General features: G+C 72.6%; 15 protein-coding genes and 2 pseudogenes. 1 reads left to right on the top strand and 16 read right to left on the bottom strand.

Annotated elements, in window-relative coordinates:
* The 8 genes and pseudogenes from ruvC to AB0H81_RS29880 form a co-directional block, all read right to left on the bottom strand.
* A partial coding sequence (gene ruvC, locus AB0H81_RS29915; RefSeq protein WP_358381224.1) for a crossover junction endodeoxyribonuclease RuvC occupies positions 1 to 510 on the bottom strand: 510 nt, incomplete at its 3' end.
* A gap of 408 nt (positions 511 to 918) precedes the next feature.
* Entirely contained in the window at positions 919 to 2082 is a 1164-nt protein-coding gene (locus AB0H81_RS29910; RefSeq protein ID WP_358381222.1) for a GNAT family N-acetyltransferase, read from the bottom strand.
* A gap of 11 nt (positions 2083 to 2093) precedes the next feature.
* On the bottom strand, positions 2094 to 3770 hold the full coding sequence (locus tag AB0H81_RS29905; RefSeq protein WP_358381220.1) for a hypothetical protein: 1677 nt from the start codon (positions 3768 to 3770) through the stop codon (positions 2094 to 2096).
* A gap of 140 nt (positions 3771 to 3910) precedes the next feature.
* Entirely contained in the window at positions 3911 to 4663 is a 753-nt protein-coding gene (locus AB0H81_RS29900; protein WP_358381218.1) for a YebC/PmpR family DNA-binding transcriptional regulator, read from the bottom strand.
* Between the two features lie 3 nt (positions 4664 to 4666).
* The gene (gene pdxT, locus AB0H81_RS29895) at positions 4667 to 5260 is read right to left on the bottom strand and encodes a pyridoxal 5'-phosphate synthase glutaminase subunit PdxT (RefSeq protein WP_358381228.1); all 594 of its coding nucleotides are present in this window, start codon (positions 5258 to 5260) and stop codon (positions 4667 to 4669) included.
* Positions 5261 to 5448: 188 nt separating this feature from the next.
* On the bottom strand, positions 5449 to 5673 hold the full coding sequence (locus AB0H81_RS29890; RefSeq protein ID WP_358381232.1) for a hypothetical protein: 225 nt from the start codon (positions 5671 to 5673) through the stop codon (positions 5449 to 5451).
* Positions 5666 to 5803: pseudogene (locus AB0H81_RS29885) on the bottom strand (RNA-guided endonuclease TnpB family protein); the annotation flags it as partial. The gene AB0H81_RS29890 and the pseudogene AB0H81_RS29885, both read right to left, overlap by 8 nt.
* A gap of 228 nt (positions 5804 to 6031) precedes the next feature.
* Positions 6032 to 7720 (bottom strand): alkaline phosphatase D family protein, encoded by a 1689-nt coding sequence (locus AB0H81_RS29880; protein WP_358381216.1) that lies wholly within the window; start codon positions 7718 to 7720, stop codon positions 6032 to 6034.
* A 379-nt stretch (positions 7721 to 8099) separates the two neighbouring features.
* Between AB0H81_RS29880 and AB0H81_RS29875 the strand changes: the two genes are divergently transcribed.
* Positions 8100 to 8261 (top strand): hypothetical protein, encoded by a 162-nt coding sequence (locus AB0H81_RS29875; protein ID WP_358381214.1) that lies wholly within the window; start codon positions 8100 to 8102, stop codon positions 8259 to 8261.
* Positions 8262 to 8368: 107 nt separating this feature from the next.
* Here the strand turns inward: AB0H81_RS29875 and AB0H81_RS29870 are convergent, their stop codons facing one another.
* From AB0H81_RS29870 to pgsA, 8 genes and pseudogenes are all read right to left on the bottom strand, one after another.
* Positions 8369 to 8701: a hypothetical protein gene (locus AB0H81_RS29870; protein ID WP_358381230.1), complete on the bottom strand. Its 333-nt coding sequence runs from the start codon at positions 8699 to 8701 to the stop codon at positions 8369 to 8371.
* A gap of 67 nt (positions 8702 to 8768) precedes the next feature.
* A pseudogene (locus AB0H81_RS29865) lies at positions 8769 to 8942 on the bottom strand (serine hydrolase domain-containing protein); the annotation flags it as partial.
* Positions 8943 to 9095: 153 nt separating this feature from the next.
* A complete protein-coding gene (gene pdxS, locus AB0H81_RS29860; RefSeq protein ID WP_358381226.1) occupies positions 9096 to 10028 on the bottom strand; it encodes a pyridoxal 5'-phosphate synthase lyase subunit PdxS in 933 nt (310 codons plus the stop codon).
* Positions 10029 to 10224: 196 nt separating this feature from the next.
* Complete coding sequence (locus AB0H81_RS29855; protein ID WP_358381212.1) at positions 10225 to 11244, bottom strand: DUF3048 domain-containing protein; 1020 nt, start codon at positions 11242 to 11244, stop codon at positions 10225 to 10227.
* Between the two features lie 64 nt (positions 11245 to 11308).
* Positions 11309 to 11851 (bottom strand): hypothetical protein, encoded by a 543-nt coding sequence (locus tag AB0H81_RS29850; RefSeq protein ID WP_358381210.1) that lies wholly within the window; start codon positions 11849 to 11851, stop codon positions 11309 to 11311.
* Between the two features lie 145 nt (positions 11852 to 11996).
* Positions 11997 to 13127 carry a glycosyltransferase family 4 protein gene (locus tag AB0H81_RS29845; protein WP_358381208.1) on the bottom strand — a complete coding sequence of 377 codons (1131 nt, stop codon included), beginning with the start codon at positions 13125 to 13127 and terminating at the stop codon, positions 11997 to 11999.
* Positions 13124 to 14032 carry a phosphatidylinositol mannoside acyltransferase gene (locus tag AB0H81_RS29840; RefSeq protein WP_358381206.1) on the bottom strand — a complete coding sequence of 303 codons (909 nt, stop codon included), beginning with the start codon at positions 14030 to 14032 and terminating at the stop codon, positions 13124 to 13126. The genes AB0H81_RS29845 and AB0H81_RS29840 overlap by 4 nt, the downstream gene beginning before the upstream one ends.
* The gene (gene pgsA, locus AB0H81_RS29835; RefSeq protein WP_358381204.1) at positions 14029 to 14631 is read right to left on the bottom strand and encodes a phosphatidylinositol phosphate synthase; all 603 of its coding nucleotides are present in this window, start codon (positions 14629 to 14631) and stop codon (positions 14029 to 14031) included. Before pgsA ends, AB0H81_RS29840 begins: the two co-directional genes overlap by 4 nt.
* Between the last annotated feature and the right edge of the window lie 52 nt (positions 14632 to 14683).

The following is a 14683-nucleotide window of genomic DNA, read 5'->3' as shown; positions in this document are numbered from 1 at the left end:
GGTGGCGCCCGCGATCGCCTGGGCCAGGCGGTGCTGGGCGCCGCCGCGCCACACGTGGCAGATGGCCAGGGCGAGGGCGTCGGCGGCGTCGGCCGGCCTCGGCATCTCCTTGAGCCGCAGCAGCCGGGTGACCATGGCGCCGATCTGCTTCTTGTCGGCGGTGCCGCTGCCGGTGATCGCGGCCTTGACCTCGGACGGGGTGTGCAGGGCGACGGGCAGGCCGCGCCTGGCGGCGCAGAGCACGGCGATGCCGGCGGCCTGGGCGGTGCCCATGACGGTGCGGACGTTGTGCTGGCTGAAGACACGCTCGACCGCGACGGCGTCGGGCCGCACCTCGTCGAGCCACTGCTCGATGCCGGCCTCGATGCCGACCAGGCGCGCGCCCAGCTCCTCGTCGGCTCCGGTGCGCACCACCCCGACGGCCAGCAGGGTCAGCGGCGCGCCGGGACGGCCCTCGACCGCTCCCACGCCGCACCGGGTCAGCCCCGGGTCGACGCCCATCACTCGCACCCTCGCGCCTCCCGCTCGTCCGCCTCGGGGCTCGCCCGCCCCGCCGAACACGTGTTCGGCACGAGACTCTACCCCGGCCCGGTGTCACCACGCACCGGGAAACGCCCGGACGCGGGGAAACACCCGCGCGTCCCGGAGAGCGGCGCGAGTCGGGAAGCGCCCGCACGTCCCGGAGAGGCGAGGGCCGGGGGACGCCCGGGACGTCCGGGCCCCCTGGAGCGCCCGCGCGGACGCGCACGGGCGTTCTGCGGCCCTGCGGGCCAGAGGTGGCGCACGGGCGTGGCGGCCCGTCGGACAAGGGCTCGACGGCCCGTACGCAGGCGCCGTCGAGGGTCCGCCGGCGGGCGGAGGGACCCGTCATGGGCGAGGGCCCGCCGGCAAGCGGAGGGTCCCGTCATGAGGGTCGCGTCAGAAGTAGTCCAGCATGTACGGCTGGGCCGCGAAGGCCGTGTCCAGGGCCTCGTCGTGGGAGTCGTCCCCCGACAGGAGGCCGCTGCGGCGCAGCGTGGCCGTGGAGACCCCGGCGTAGAGCGCGGACAGCCCGTTGATCCCGAGCCGGGGCCCGGTGAAGGCGTCCGCACCGGCCGGGAGGGCCGCGGCCGTGCCCTCGCCGCCCGCGACGGTGAGCCGCCACAGCCCCGTGTTGCCGGCGCGTACCGTGTCCTCGACCTCGATCGTGGCGTCCAGCGCCGCCCCGGACGGGAAGCCCCTGCGCTCGACCGCCGCCTCCACGTCGACGATTCGGAGCATCCAGCGCACCAGCGTGAGCCGCTCCTCCGAGCGCTCGCGCAGCAGCCACAGGACCGGGTCGTCCGGTGCGACCACGGCCAGGACGGTCTTGGTGATGGAGGAGGCGGAGCCGACCAGCGACCACAGGGCCCGGGCGGTCTCCGGTGACCCGGCGACGAGGTTGTCGACGCGCATGCGGTCGCCGTCCCAGCGGTAGACGGCGTAGCCGTCGGGGGCCAGGTAGAGGAAGTCGTCCTCCTGGGACAGCCAGTGGGCCCAGGTGCGCTCGTCCCAGGAGATCGGGCCGGAGGAGCGGGCCGCGCCGTGCAGGCGGTGCAGCAGCGCGACCACCTCGGCCGCGTCGCCGGCGTCCATGCGGCGCACCGGCACGTCGCCGGACGGCCGGATCCCGCGCAGCGCCTCGGTCGGGATGGTGACCAGGTGGCGGGCGCCGGCGTGCTCGTACCCGGTGGCTCGGTAAACGGGGGTGGTGGCCGGGTAGAGGGCGGAGACGGCGTCGCCCAGGCCGGCGGCCCGCTCCACGACGGCGCGCATGAGCAGGGTGCCGACGCCCCTCCCCCGGTACTCGGGGTTGACCGTGACGCCGGCGACGCCCGCCAGGGGCTGGGGCCTGCCGTGCCACCACTGGGTGAAGGCGCGCAACCGGGCCGCGCCGGCCAGCCGGGAGCCTTCGAACACGCCCAGGTAGCGGCCCTCGTTCAGAGCGGGGATGACGAGGGCGCGCCAGTTCTCGCGCTCGGCGGGAGAGATGGGCCCGAACGAGCGTCGGCGGACGTCGAACAGGTCGTCGTAGTCGTCGGTGGTCAGGTCGCGAATCTCCACAAGGTCACAACCTATGCAGCCGGCGCGGGGCTGCGCGCACCGCCCCCCGGCGCGCCGGCGCGCAGGGCCAGGCGGTGGAGGTACAGGACCTGGGCGGCCCCCGCCGCGAGCAGGGCGGCCAGGATCACCGGCAGCGGCGTGGACAGACCGGCGGAGGGCCAGCCGCCGTACTGGCGGAGCTGGAGGTACTGGGTGGCGGGCGCGGTGGCCAGGCCTGGGTCGTGGGCGACGAGGAGCGGCCAGAGGAGGTCCTGGCCGTTGAGCAGGGTGACGACGACGGCGAGGATCCCCGCCATGGGCAGCGACGGCCTGACGACCCCGCCGACGAAGTCGCCGCCGGACCGCTCGGCCAGCCCCTTGCACAGCAGCGTGAGCAGGAACAGGCAGGGGACGCTGACCAGCACGGGCGGCACGAGCGCGAGGAAGGTGTCGATCAGCCCGAGGTTGCGCATGTCGGTCCAGCCGGCCACGCTGAGCGGCCCGACCCCCACGAACAGCCAGGGCGCGAACAGGAGGAGCAGCCACTCGCTGCGCCGGCCGAGCGGCCGCAGCCCGCCGATGCCCAGGGCGCCCAGGTAGGCGACGCCCACGGACACCACGGCGCCGATGACGGCGGGGACCCACGTGTTGACGTGGGTGGCCAGGCCGCCGCCGGGCCCCGAGGAGGGCCGGGTGAGGGCCGCGAGCCAGGGCCAGGTGAGGACGAGGGCGACGGCGGCGTAGGCGACGACGGCGGCGATGCCCGCGGCCCTGCCCGCCACCGGTGCGGCCCGCCCCGCGCCGCCGTGACCGGACGCGACCTGGACGGCCCGGCCCGTGGCGGCGTCCTCCGCCTGCTCGTACGGCTCCTCGCCGGCGACGTCGCGCGCCGGGGTGACCCAGAGGCGCACCCCGGCCGCCACCACGACGATCGCGGCCGCCAGCCCGAGCATGCCCAGGACGACCCCCGTCAGCGTGGCCACCGCCGCGCCCATGCCCGGCCGGCCCTGGACGAACGCCTGGGCGTACTGCATTCCCGCCAGCGTCTGCGCGCGGGAGCCGCCCGTCAGGATCGCGCCGAGCGTGAACGTCTGGAGGCCGGCCGCGAGCGTGGCGAGCGCGACGATGACGCCCACGGCGATCATGCTCCGGGTCACGGCGCCGCCGCGCAGCGCCGGCAGGAACGCCATCACCGCGAGCGCGCACACGACGCCGAACGTGGCGGCGGCGACGATCAGCCGCAGCCCGGAGGGCCCGGTGGCGGGGTCGCGGAGCGTGGTGGCAAGGGTGACCAGACCCGACGCGCCGGGCCTGAGCCCGTACAGCCAGGAGACGGCGACGGCCGCCGGGGAGAAGACCACGGGGGCGAGCGACAGCACGACCAGGCCGGCGCGCCGCGGCCGGGTGCCGGCCCGGTCCAGCGCGAACGCCAGCAGCGGCCCGGCGACCAGTGCGACCAGCAGCGGCATGAGCACCAGCGACAGGCTGAACCCCAGGGCCGACCAGACCTCACCCGTGCGGGTCAGCTGGGCGTAGTTGTCCAGGCCCACGAAGGTGCGGGGGGTGAGCGAGCCGCCCGACTCCAGGCTGAGCTGGATCGTCTGGACGGTGGGCAGCAGCAGCGAGATCAGCATCCCGAGCCCGGCCGGCATGAGGAGCACCCAGCCGAGCGCGGGGGACGGGGGTCGGGGAAGGCTGTCGGAGGTCACGTCCCACGACCCTACGCCGATCTACGGGCGCCCCGCACGCCGCCGCCACCTGCGCGGAGCCCCGCCTCCTGGCCTGTTGACGGCATGCCGCAGGCCGCCCCCGCGGAGGGAGGCGGCCCGGGAAACGGGAGCCGGGAGGCTCAGTCCTCCAGCTTCTCCATGACCTCGTCGGAGACGTCGAAGTTGGCGAAGACGTTCTGCACGTCGTCGCTGTCCTCCAGCGCGTCGATGAGGCGGAACACCTTGCGGGCGCCGTCCTCGTCGAGCGGGACCGTCATGGTCGGCATGAAGTTGGAGTCGGCCGAGTCGTAGTCGATGCCGGCGTCCTGGAGCGCCTTGCGCACCGGGACGAGGTCGCCGGCCTCGGAGACGACCTCGAAGGAGTCGCCGAGGTCGTTGACCTCCTCGGCGCCGGCGTCGAGGACGGCCATGAGGACGGTGTCCTCGTCGAGGCCGTTCTTGGGGACGATCACGACGCCCTTGCGGTTGAACATGTAGGACACCGAGCCGGGGTCGGCCAGCGAGCCGCCGTTGCGGGTCAGCGCGACGCGGACCTCGGAGGCGGCGCGGTTGCGGTTGTCGGTGAGGCACTCGATGAGCACCGCGACGCCGCCCGGCGCGTAGCCCTCGTACATGATCGTCTGCCAGTCGGCGCCGCCGGCCTCCAGACCGCCGCCCCGCTTGCGGGCCCGCTCGATGTTGTCGTTGGGGACGGAGTTCTTCTTGGCCTTGAAGATGGCGTCGAAGAGGGTGGGGTTGGCGTCGGGGTCAGGGCCACCGGTCCGGGCCGCCACCTCGATGTTCTTGATGAGCTTCGCGAACAGCTTGCCGCGCTTGGCGTCGAGCGCGGCCTTCTTGTGCTTCGTCGTCGCCCATTTGGAGTGGCCGGACATTACCTAGAGCTCCCTCACCATGTCTACGAAGTATCGGTGCACCCGCGTGTCTCCCGTGAGCTCCGGGTGGAACGAGGTCGCGAGCAACGGCCCTTGACGGACCGCGACGATCCTATCCCCAGGCTGGGCCCTGCCCAGCACGACGACATCCGGGCCGACGGATTCGACCCACGGGGCGCGGATGAACACCGCGTGCACGGCGTCGCCCGCGAAGTCGAGGTCGGCCTCGAAGGAGTCGACCTGGCGGCCGAAGGCGTTGCGCCGGACGACCATGTCGATGCCGCCGATGGTCTGCTGGCCGGCGATGCCGTCCTCGATGCGGTCGGCCAGCATGATCATGCCGGCGCAGGAGCCGTAGGCGGGCATGCCGGCCTTGATCCGCATGCGCAGGGGTTCGAGCATCTCGAAGGTGTCGGCGAGCTTCCACATCGTGGTGGACTCGCCGCCGGGGACGACGAGCCCGTCGACGGCCTCCAGCTCGGCGGGCCTGCGCACGGCGACGGCCCGGGCGCCGGCCTCGGTGAGCATGCGCAGGTGCTCGCGGACGTCGCCCTGGAGGGCGAGCACGCCGATGGTGGGCGGGCGGCTCGCGGGCACGTCGGCAGGCTCGCTGGCGGGCGTGCTGGCGGGCACGGTGGCGGGCACGGTCGTCCTTCCGTCGGGGTGCGGGTCCGGTTCATTCAACACCACGGCGGGGTGGTGTCTTCCGCCGGGATGCCGAGGGTACCGAGGATATTGAGGATGCCTCGGACGCAGAGGACGCCGCGATCGCGGGCACGTGCGGGTCAGGCGGGCGCCGCGTCGTGGAGGCCGTGGTCGAGGTCCACCCGGGCCAGGGAGCGCAGGTGGTGGCGGCGCACGTACAGCATGGCCACGAAGGCGGACCAGCCCGCGTCGTGCACACTCTTGGCCAGCTTGGTACGCGCGAGCCCCTTGACCGCCGAGGTCCTCCACGAACACCGCTTGGTTCTCGCGGATGATCTTTGTGGAGGTCTGGTGGTGGAAGTCATGGCGCGCGTCGGCGACCTTCGCGTGCTGGCGGGCGACGTGGAGCCGGGCCTTGGCACGGTTGTTCGATCCCCTCTCCTTACGCGACAGTGCCTTCCGAAGCCTGCGCAGTTTCTTCTCCGCCCGGCGCACGAACCGTGGAGAGTCGATCTTCCGCCCGTCGGCCAGCCCGCACGATCCTCATTCTTGCAGCGGGTATGGCCGGGCACAGCGGGATCCGGACCGGCGAACTCCGATCAGGCGTCACTCCCAGAACCGAAGGCCGAAGCACTGCCGAGGAAAGCGGTAGATCCGGCGCGGTGAACGCGAGAGCGGCGCCCACGTGACGTGGACGCCGCTCGGTGGGCGGTCGGGAGGGGGTCAGGGACGCTCGGTCTCCAGGCGGACCGTCTCCTCGATGGACGGGGCGCCGAGGGTGCGCGCCGCCGGGTCGAGCGGCCGCAGGTACGTCTGCTGGACGCCGGGCACCCGGTCCTCGACCACGAACGTGGCCTTGGTGTGCACCGCCGCGCCGGGCGTGCGGACCTGCGGCACGACCCGGAAGTCGGCCGTGATCGCGTCGCGCTCGATCTTCGTCAGGACGTAGCCGCGCTGGTTGTTGTAGAACTTCAGGTGTGGGTTGATCTTGAGGAACGGCTGCGAGGCGGGGTCGGAGTCGGCCCCGTCGCCGCCGGTGGTGATCGAGGTGGTGACCAGCTCGGAGCCGACCGTGGGCCCCGTGGGGTCGTCGTAGTTCAGCTTGAGGTCGCTGGCCCAGTGGGCGTGGACGTCGCCGGTGAGGACGACCGCGTTGCGGACCTCGGCGTCGATCCAGCCCTGGGTGATGCGCTGCCGGGAGGCGACGTAGCCGTCCCAGGCGTCCTGGCTGGTGATCTTGGCCGGGCCGGCGTTGTTGTCGCGCTGGGCGAAGAAGACCTGCTGGCCGAGGATGTCCCACTGGGCGTGGGACTTGCGGAACCCGTCGAGCAGCCACGCCTCCTGCTCGGCGCCGGTGATCGACCGGTTGGGGTCCACGGCCGCGGGGCAGTCGCGGTAGCCGTCGCCGCAGCCCTGGTCGTCGCGGTACTGGCGGGTGTCGAGCATGTGGAAGGTGGCCATCCGGCCCCAGCGGATCCGCCGGTAGAGCTGCATGTCGATGCCGCGCGGGATCGAGGTGCGGCGCAGCGGCATGTTCTCGTAGTAGGCGCGGAAGGCGGCCTCGCGGCGGCTCAGGAAGTTCGGCTGCGGCACCTCGGGCTTCTCGGGCACCTCGTCGGCCCAGTTGTTGTCCAGCTCGTGGTCGTCCCACACGACCAGCCACGGCGCGGCGGCGTGCGCGGCCTGGAGGTCGGGGTCGGCCTTGTACTGGGCGTGGCGCTGGCGGTAGCCGGCCAGCGTCTCGGTCTCGGGCCCCTCGTGGTCGCGGACGTTGCCGCCCGGGATCGTGTAGGTGTCGCGGGCGTACTCGTACTGGTAGTCGCCGAGGTGCAGCACCAGGTCCGGGTGCTCCTCGGCCAGGCGCCGGTACGAGGTGAACAGGCCGTGCTCGAACTGGGCGCAGGAGACGAAGGCCATGGCCAGGCCGCCGCCGTAGGCGAGGGGGTGCGGCGCGGTCCGTGCGCGGCCGATGGGCGAGACGTACGGGCCGACGCGGAAGCGGTACCAGTAGTCGCGGTCGGAGCTCAGGTGGCCGACCTCGACGTGGACGCTGTGCCCCCACTCGGGCGCGGCCACGGCGACGCCGGCACGCACGACCCGGCGGGCCTTCTCGTCGGCGTAGACCTGCCACTGCACGGTGAACGGGCGCTGCGGCATGCCGCCGAGGCCGTCCTCCGCCAGCGGTTCCTGGGCCAGCCGGGTCCACAGCACGAAACCGGAGTGGTCGGGGTCGCCCGAGGCGACGCCCAGCGTGAACGGGTCGGCCCGCAGGCCGCGCGAGGCGAGGGACTGGGCGGTCTCGGCAGCGGGGTCAGGGGTGGGATCCGCGTGCGCGGCTCCGGCGGGGAGCGCCGCGGCGGCGCCCGCCGCTAACCCGGTGACGAGGAAGTGCCGCCGGTTGAGCTGGGACATGCGTGGCTCCTGGGACGATCAAGGGTGGAGGACGTCCGTAGCCTGACGGAGTCCCATGACGTTCCGGTGAACCCCACACAACACGAAAAAGGCGACATCCTTCGCAGATATCGCCTGATTCGGAAATTTCCATCATGGAGGCCGGCGCCCGCCGGGACAAGATCATGCCCTAGCACCGGGCGGCGGCCCGCGACGACGCGCCGATGCGCCGGCCCCCTGGTGCGGTGCGTCCGCCACCCCGGCGGCGCCGCGAACCGGCACGTCCCGCCCACACCCTCACGGGACAGGCACCGCCTCACCGACGTGTCCCGCCCCACGAACGCGCCGCCTCAGGACGGCGCCGGGCCTCACGAACGCGCTATGCCCTCAGGATGCGCCGGTGATCCGCGAACGTCTGCTGCTGGTGCTCTACGCGCTGGGCACCAACGGCACTGACCGGGAGAACCAGGAGGTCTCCATGCTCGCTCCGCACCTGCTGCAGTCGGCCCTGGTCTTCGTTGACACCGTCCTGGTTCGGGCTCGCCGCAGGAGACAAAGGTGATCGCGGAACGTGGTGGTGTCGAAGGCCGGAGTCCCGACCTGGGTGAGCAGGATTCCGACGAGCTGGTTCTTGGGGTCGGCGTAGGTCGTGGTGCCGGCTCCGCCGTCCTAGCCGAACTGGCCGATGGGCGCGTAGTCGCCGCGGTAGGTGCGCACCGCCGTTCCGAAGCCCCAGCCGCCGTGCTGCGCCAGGCCGTACCCCAGATGGGCGGCGTTGCGGGCCCAGGCTTCACGGGCGGCCAGCTGCTCGGGCGGGAGGCTGTTGGTGGTCATCAGCTCGACGGCGGGCCGGGACAGGATCCGCCGGCCGTCGTGTATGCCGTGGTTGAGCAGCATCCTGAAGTAGGCGTGGTAGTCGTCGACGGTGGAGTCGAGTCCGCCGCCGCCGGACTGGAACGCCGGAGGCCGGCGGTGGTGTCCCCCTTCGGCCGCGTCCTCCACGGTGAACTCCGATCTGCGGATCGGGAGCGTACAGGGGCGGCAGCCGGTCGATCTCGTCGGCGGGCACGTGGAAACCGGTGTCCTTCATGCCCGGCGGGTCGAAGATGCGTTCGCGCAGGAACGTCTCGAACGGCTGGCCGGTGACACTGGCCACGAGCACGCCGAGCACGTCGTCGCTGACGCTGTACTGCCACCGCTCGCCGGGGTGGTGGGCCAGCGGGAGCGTGGCCAGGCGGCGCATCCACTCATCCGGGTCCAGTGCCGGCAACAGCCATCCGTCCTCCTGGCCGTAGACCCCCTGCTCAAGCCGACCGCCCCCGCACATACGGAAGCCGTCCGCGACCCGATGGATCGCGGACGGCGCCTCACCTGCCGGGAACGGCCCCCGGAAGGGTCACCAGCCGCGCTCGGCCAGGCGGTGCGGCTGCGGGATCTCGTCGACGTTGATGCCGACCATGGCCTCGCCCAGGCCGCGCGAGACCTTGGCGACGACGTCGGGGTCGTCGTAGAAGGTCGTGGCCTTGACGATGGCCGCGGCCCGCTTGGCCGGGTCGCCGGACTTGAAGATGCCGGAGCCGACGAACACACCCTCGGCGCCGAGCTGCATCATCATCGCGGCGTCGGCCGGGGTGGCGATGCCGCCCGCGGTGAACAGCACGACCGGCAGCTTGCCGGTGCGGGCCACCTCGGCGACCAGCTCGTACGGCGCCTGCAGCTCCTTGGCCGCGACGTACAGCTCGTCCTCGGGCAGGGAGGTGAGGCGCTTGATCTCGCCGCGGATCGTGCGCATGTGGGTGACGGCGTTGGAGACGTCGCCGGTGCCGGCCTCGCCCTTGGAGCGGATCATGGCCGCACCCTCGGTGATGCGGCGCATCGCCTCGCCGAGGTTGGTCGCCCCGCACACGAACGGCACGGTGAACTGCCACTTGTCGATGTGGTTGGCGTAGTCGGCCGGGGTGAGCACCTCGGACTCGTCGATGTAGTCGACGCCCAGCGACTGGAGCACCTGGGCCTCGACGAAGTGGCCGATGCGGGCCTTGGCCATGACGGGGATCGACACCGCGGAGATGATGCCGTCGATCATGTCGGGGTCGCTCATCCGGGACACGCCGCCCTGCGCGCGGATGTCGGCGGGCACGCGCTCCAGGGCCATGACGGCGACCGCGCCGGCGTCCTCGGCGATCTTCGCCTGCTCGGGGGTGACGACGTCCATGATGACGCCGCCCTTGAGCATCTCGGCCATGCCGCGCTTGACACGGGCCGTTCCGGTGACGGGGCCGGTGACCGGCCCGGGGGTGGACGGAGCTTCGGGCGTGCTGCTGGACACGGTCTTCCTCACGAACTCTGCGGTCGAGCCGGCCGCGCCCGTCGTCCCGTCACCGGGGGTCGGGGCCGGCTGTCTCTCCTGCGCCTACGTACGGTCAGTTATCAAACCCATGGTAGGTCCTGAACGGGCCTCGCCCCGACACACCACCATGTCAGGATTTATGCCGGTATTTGTACGTCACGGCGTTATGTGTATGTCACGGCGTGACGGGCTTGCGGCTCGCCAGCGCGATCCACACCTGACCCGGGGCGAAGTTCATCGGCTCGCCGCTCCCGGTGGTGAACGTCGTGCCCTCCTCCTCCGACTTGCGCTCCCAGCGCGCCTTGTACGCCTTGCCGTCGCGCAGCACGATCGCCGACCCCTTGCCCACGGAGTGGACGAGCGGCGTGTAGCTCTGGTTCTTGTCGTGGAACTGCGAGCGTTCGGTCTTGGTGTACTGCACCACCACTGTGGGCGCGCTGAGCTGGCCGCCCTCGGCCGCCATGTCCTTCTTGCCGTCCTGCCAGATCAGCCACTGCTTCTTCTCCTCCGACCAGGCGAAGGTGAAGCGCGCGCCGGGCCAGCGGACCGTGTACGACTTCTTGTCCACGCCGCCCTCGGCCGGGGCGTCGCCGAAGGTGAGGCCGATGTCCTTGGCCTTGCTCGCCTTGGGCGCCTTGGCGAGGAGCTCCTTGGTGTTGGCGAACAGGTTGTAGGGGGCGACGCGGCCCGGCTGGCGGAAGTACGCCCCGGGGGCGCGGCTGTCGGAGACGTCCCACAGCGACGCCTGCGCGATGAACGGCAGCATCTTGGTCTGCGCGCCGGAGTAGGCGAAGGCCGGCTTGCCGAACTGCGGCACGATGTGCAGGTCGGAGATGCGGGCGCTGCGGACCGGGCCGACCTTCGGCGGGAGCTTCGACGAGAAGATCGCCATGAGCCGGGTCAGGCCGGCCTCGACCTGCTCGACGTAGACGATGTCGGCGCTCTTGAGGCCGAGCTGCGGCTTGCCGGCCGCGGTGTTCTCGATCTTCACGGCGAGCACCGGCTTGAGCGCCGTGGCCGGCTTGCCGGTGAACGGGTGCAGGTCCGGCTCGTCCGTCGGCTCGGCGGCGGCCGGCGAGGAGGTGGCGGCCTGGGGGACCTTGCCGGGAGCGGGCTCGTCCGACGAGCACGCCGCCAGCGGCGGCACCACGGCCGCTCCTGCCAGCGTGACGGCGATCAACCGGGATAGGCGCACCTGTACGACTCCTCCGCTTCGGCCCGGAAAATGGAAGAAGCTTACCGGCCGGGCCAAATCGGGGTCATTCAGTTGCCATGGCCGCCGGAGGATCGTCGTCGATCTCGAAGAACGACGGGAACTCGGTGTGCCCGGCCAGGCGCAGGGTCCGGGCCAGCCAGCGCCGCTGTGCCGTACGGGTGACGCCCACGGCGTTGTTGTAGAAGCGGCGCGAGTAGACGACCTTGGCCACGGCCGCGTCGAGCTCCTCCAGCAGGTCGGGGCCGCCCGGCGCCTCCGCGAGCTTCTCCCGGAAGCGCTCCTGGTCCACGGCGGCGCGCAGCGCTCCCGACAGGTCGCTCTCGGCGTGCTCGCGCTCCTCCGGCCCGGCGATGCGGGCCTCGTGGGCCGCGGCGGCCAGCACCAGCGAGGTGGCCGGGTCGAGCAGCCGCGAGCCCGCGAGCTCCAGCACGACCGCCCGGCGGCGCATGAGGGCGGCGTCCAGCGCCTCGCGGGCCAGCTCCAGCCGGATGTGCAGCCGGTCCAGGCGGCCCGCCCGCCAGGAGACGTAGACGGCGGTGAGCACCACCACGATGCCCACGATCAGTACGACCAGGGTGGACGTCACAGGTCTTCCTCCACGCGACCAGGCACTCCCGGCATCACAGGTCTTCCACGGCGCGACCGGGCATCCCCGGCGTCACAGCCCTTCCAGTGCGCGACCGGGCATCCCCCGCGTCACAGCTCTTCCAGTGCGCGCCGGGTCCCCGGCGTCACAGGTCTTCCTCGACGCGGCCCGCGCCGGCGGTGGTCACCGTCTCGTACACGCGGACCACGTCGCGCGCCACCGTCGACCAGTCGTACTTCTGCACCGCGACCAGCGCCTCCGCGGCCAGTTTGGCCCGCCGTTCGGGCGCGTCGAGCAGCGCCGCCGCCTCGCGCGCCAGCGACGAGGAGTCGCCGTTGGTGAACAGCGCCCCGGCCTGCCCCTCCCCCAGCACCTTGCGGAACGCCGGGATGTCGCTGGCCAGCACCGTCGCCCCGGACGCCATCGCCTCGGCCAGCACGATGCCGAAGCTCTCGCCGCGCGTGTTGGGCGCGCAGAAGACGTCGACCGAGTGGTAGGCGCGGATCTTGTCGGCCTCGCTGACCATGCCGAGCACGGTCACCCGGTCGTGCAGGTCGCGCGGCACCCGCTCGTAGACGTCCTTGGCGTCGCCCGGCCCGGCGAGCAGCAGCTTGAGGTCGCGCCGGGCGGGGGCCAGCTCGGCGAAGGCGTCGAGCAGGATCGGCAGGCCCTTGCGCTCCTCGTCCATGCGGCCGAGGAAGCCGATCGTGGCCCCGTCGGGGCCCCAGCCGTCCAGCGGCTCGGCCGAGGTGTAGCGCGCCACCGTCACCCCGTTGGGGATGAGCACGGTGTCGCCGCCGAACTGCTCGACCAGGCTCTTGCGCGCCGCGTCGGACACGGCGATGCGCCCGCTCAGCTTCTCCAGCGCGCTGCGCAGCAGCGGCTCGGCCACGGCTATGGCCCGCGAGCGGGTGAACGAGGCGTGGAAGGTCGCCACGATCGGGCCCTTGGCCGCCCAGCAGGCCAGCACGCCTAGGCTCGGGATCAGCGGCTCGTGGATGTGCAGCACGTCGAACTCGCCCGTGCGCACCCAGCGGCGCACCCGCGCCGCCGACAGGAACCCGAACGACATGCGCGCCACCGACCCGTTGTACGGCACGGGCACCGCCCGCCCCGCGCCCACCACGTACGGCGGCAGCTCGTCGTCGTCGGCGGCCGGCGCGATGACCGACACGTCGTGGTCCTGGGCGATGAGCGCCTGCGCCAGGTCGTCGATGTGCTGCTTGACCCCGCCCGGCATGTCCCAGGAGTAGGGACACACGATGCCGACTCTCATCGCGGGAGGTCCTCCAGCCACAGCCGCTGCAACATGTGCCAGTCCTCCGGGTGGGCGGTGATGCCCTTCTCGAAGACGTGGGCGAGGCTCTGCGCCATCGCCGCCACCTTCTCCTGGCGGGTGCCCTCGGCGGGTACCGGGATCTCCTCGTGGATGTCGATGCCCCAGTCGTCGCCGTGGAAGTAGACGGTGGCCGGCAGCAGGGCCGCGCCGGTCTGGACGGCCAGCAGCGGCGGCCCGGCGGGCACCTTGGTGCGGGCGCCGAAGAAGTCGACCTCCACGCCGCTCCTGGTCAGGTCGCGCTCGGCCGGCAGGCAGACGACGCCGCCCCGCCGTACGCGGATGGCGAGGGTGGCGAAGTTGTGGCCGTCGCCGCCCGTGAGCGGCAGCACCTCCATGCCGAGGCTCTCGCGGAAGGCGACGTAGCGGCGGAACAGCGACTCGGGCCGCAGCCGCTCGGCGACCGTGGCGAACGGGTGGCCGACGCCGACCAGCCAGGCGCCCGCCTGGTCCCAGTTGCCCATGTGCGGCAGCGCCAGCACGACGCCGCGCCCGGCGGCGACGGTGTCGAAGATGTGCTCGCCCCCGGTGACGTGGGTGCGCCGCACGACCTCCTCGACCGGCATGGACGGCAGCCGGAAGATCTCCTCGAAGTAGCGGAAGTAGGACCGCATGCCGGCCCTGGTCAGCTCCCGCAGCTCCGGGCTGCCCGGGGCGAGCCCGGTCACCCGCGCCAGGTTGGACTCCAGGCGGAGCACGGACTTGCCGCGCCGCGCCCACACCCGGTCGGCGCCGAACCGGAAGGCTCCCGCGGTCAGCCGGCGCGGCAGGAGCGGCACGAGCCGCCAGCCCGCCGCGAACCCCGCGGAGACGACCCGGTCGGTGACGGACGGCTTCTCGCTCATCGCTCCCTCGTCTGCCGGTGGACGTGGACCACGCGCTGCACCACGGTGACAGCGCTGGCCGCCGCGAGCAACCACATGCCGGCCGCCAGCACGTACGGCACGCCGAGCCCGGCGAGGAAGCTCGCCACCAGCGCCACCACGAGCCGCTCGGGCCGCTCGGCCAGCCCCACGTCGCACGTCAGCCCCAGCCCCTCTGCCCGGGCCTTGGCGTAGGACACCAGGGCGCCCGCCACCAGGCAGAACAGCGTGACCGACGCCATGAGCACGTCGTCCTGGGAGAAGAAGTACAGGATCAGCCCGCAGAAGATCGCGGCGTCGGCGACCCGGTCGAGCGTGCTGTCGAGGAAGGCCCCCCATGTGCTGCCGCCCCCGCCGCCGAGCCGCGCGACCACGCCGTCGAGCAGGTCGAACAGCACGAACACGGTGATCACCAGGGCGCCGGCGGCGAGCAGCCCCGCGGGGAAGAACAGCAGGGAGGCGACGACGGTGCCGAGGGTGCCGATCGCCGTGACGGTGTTGGGTCCGATCCCGTGGCGGACCAGGGCCCTGCCGAGCGGGGTGAGTATCCGGGTGACGGCCGGACGCAGGAGTTTCAGCATCGCGGTCCGATCGTAGGCCATCCCGGGCCCGGCCACTTTCTTTGCCTCACCC

Origin of the sequence: Nonomuraea sp. NPDC050691 (assembly GCF_040654455.1) — a bacterium.
GTDB lineage: Bacteria > Actinomycetota > Actinomycetes > Streptosporangiales > Streptosporangiaceae > Nonomuraea.
Note: the sequence above shows the minus strand (reverse complement) of the source record. Positions and strands in the feature narration are given on the sequence as shown.

Coding starts and splice junctions, on each gene's coding strand:
- AB0H81_RS29845 (WP_358381208.1), bottom strand. CDS start 13,127: ATGAGAGTCGGCATCGTGTGTCCCTACTCCTGGGACATGCCGGGCGGG.
- AB0H81_RS29840 (WP_358381206.1), bottom strand. CDS start 14,032: ATGAGCGAGAAGCCGTCCGTCACCGACCGGGTCGTCTCCGCGGGGTTC.
- AB0H81_RS29890 (WP_358381232.1), bottom strand. CDS start 5,673: ATGACTTCCACCACCAGACCTCCACAAAGATCATCCGCGAGAACCAAG.
- pgsA (WP_358381204.1), bottom strand. CDS start 14,631: ATGCTGAAACTCCTGCGTCCGGCCGTCACCCGGATACTCACCCCGCTC.
- AB0H81_RS29880 (WP_358381216.1), bottom strand. CDS start 7,720: ATGTCCCAGCTCAACCGGCGGCACTTCCTCGTCACCGGGTTAGCGGCG.
- AB0H81_RS29900 (WP_358381218.1), bottom strand. CDS start 4,663: ATGTCCGGCCACTCCAAATGGGCGACGACGAAGCACAAGAAGGCCGCG.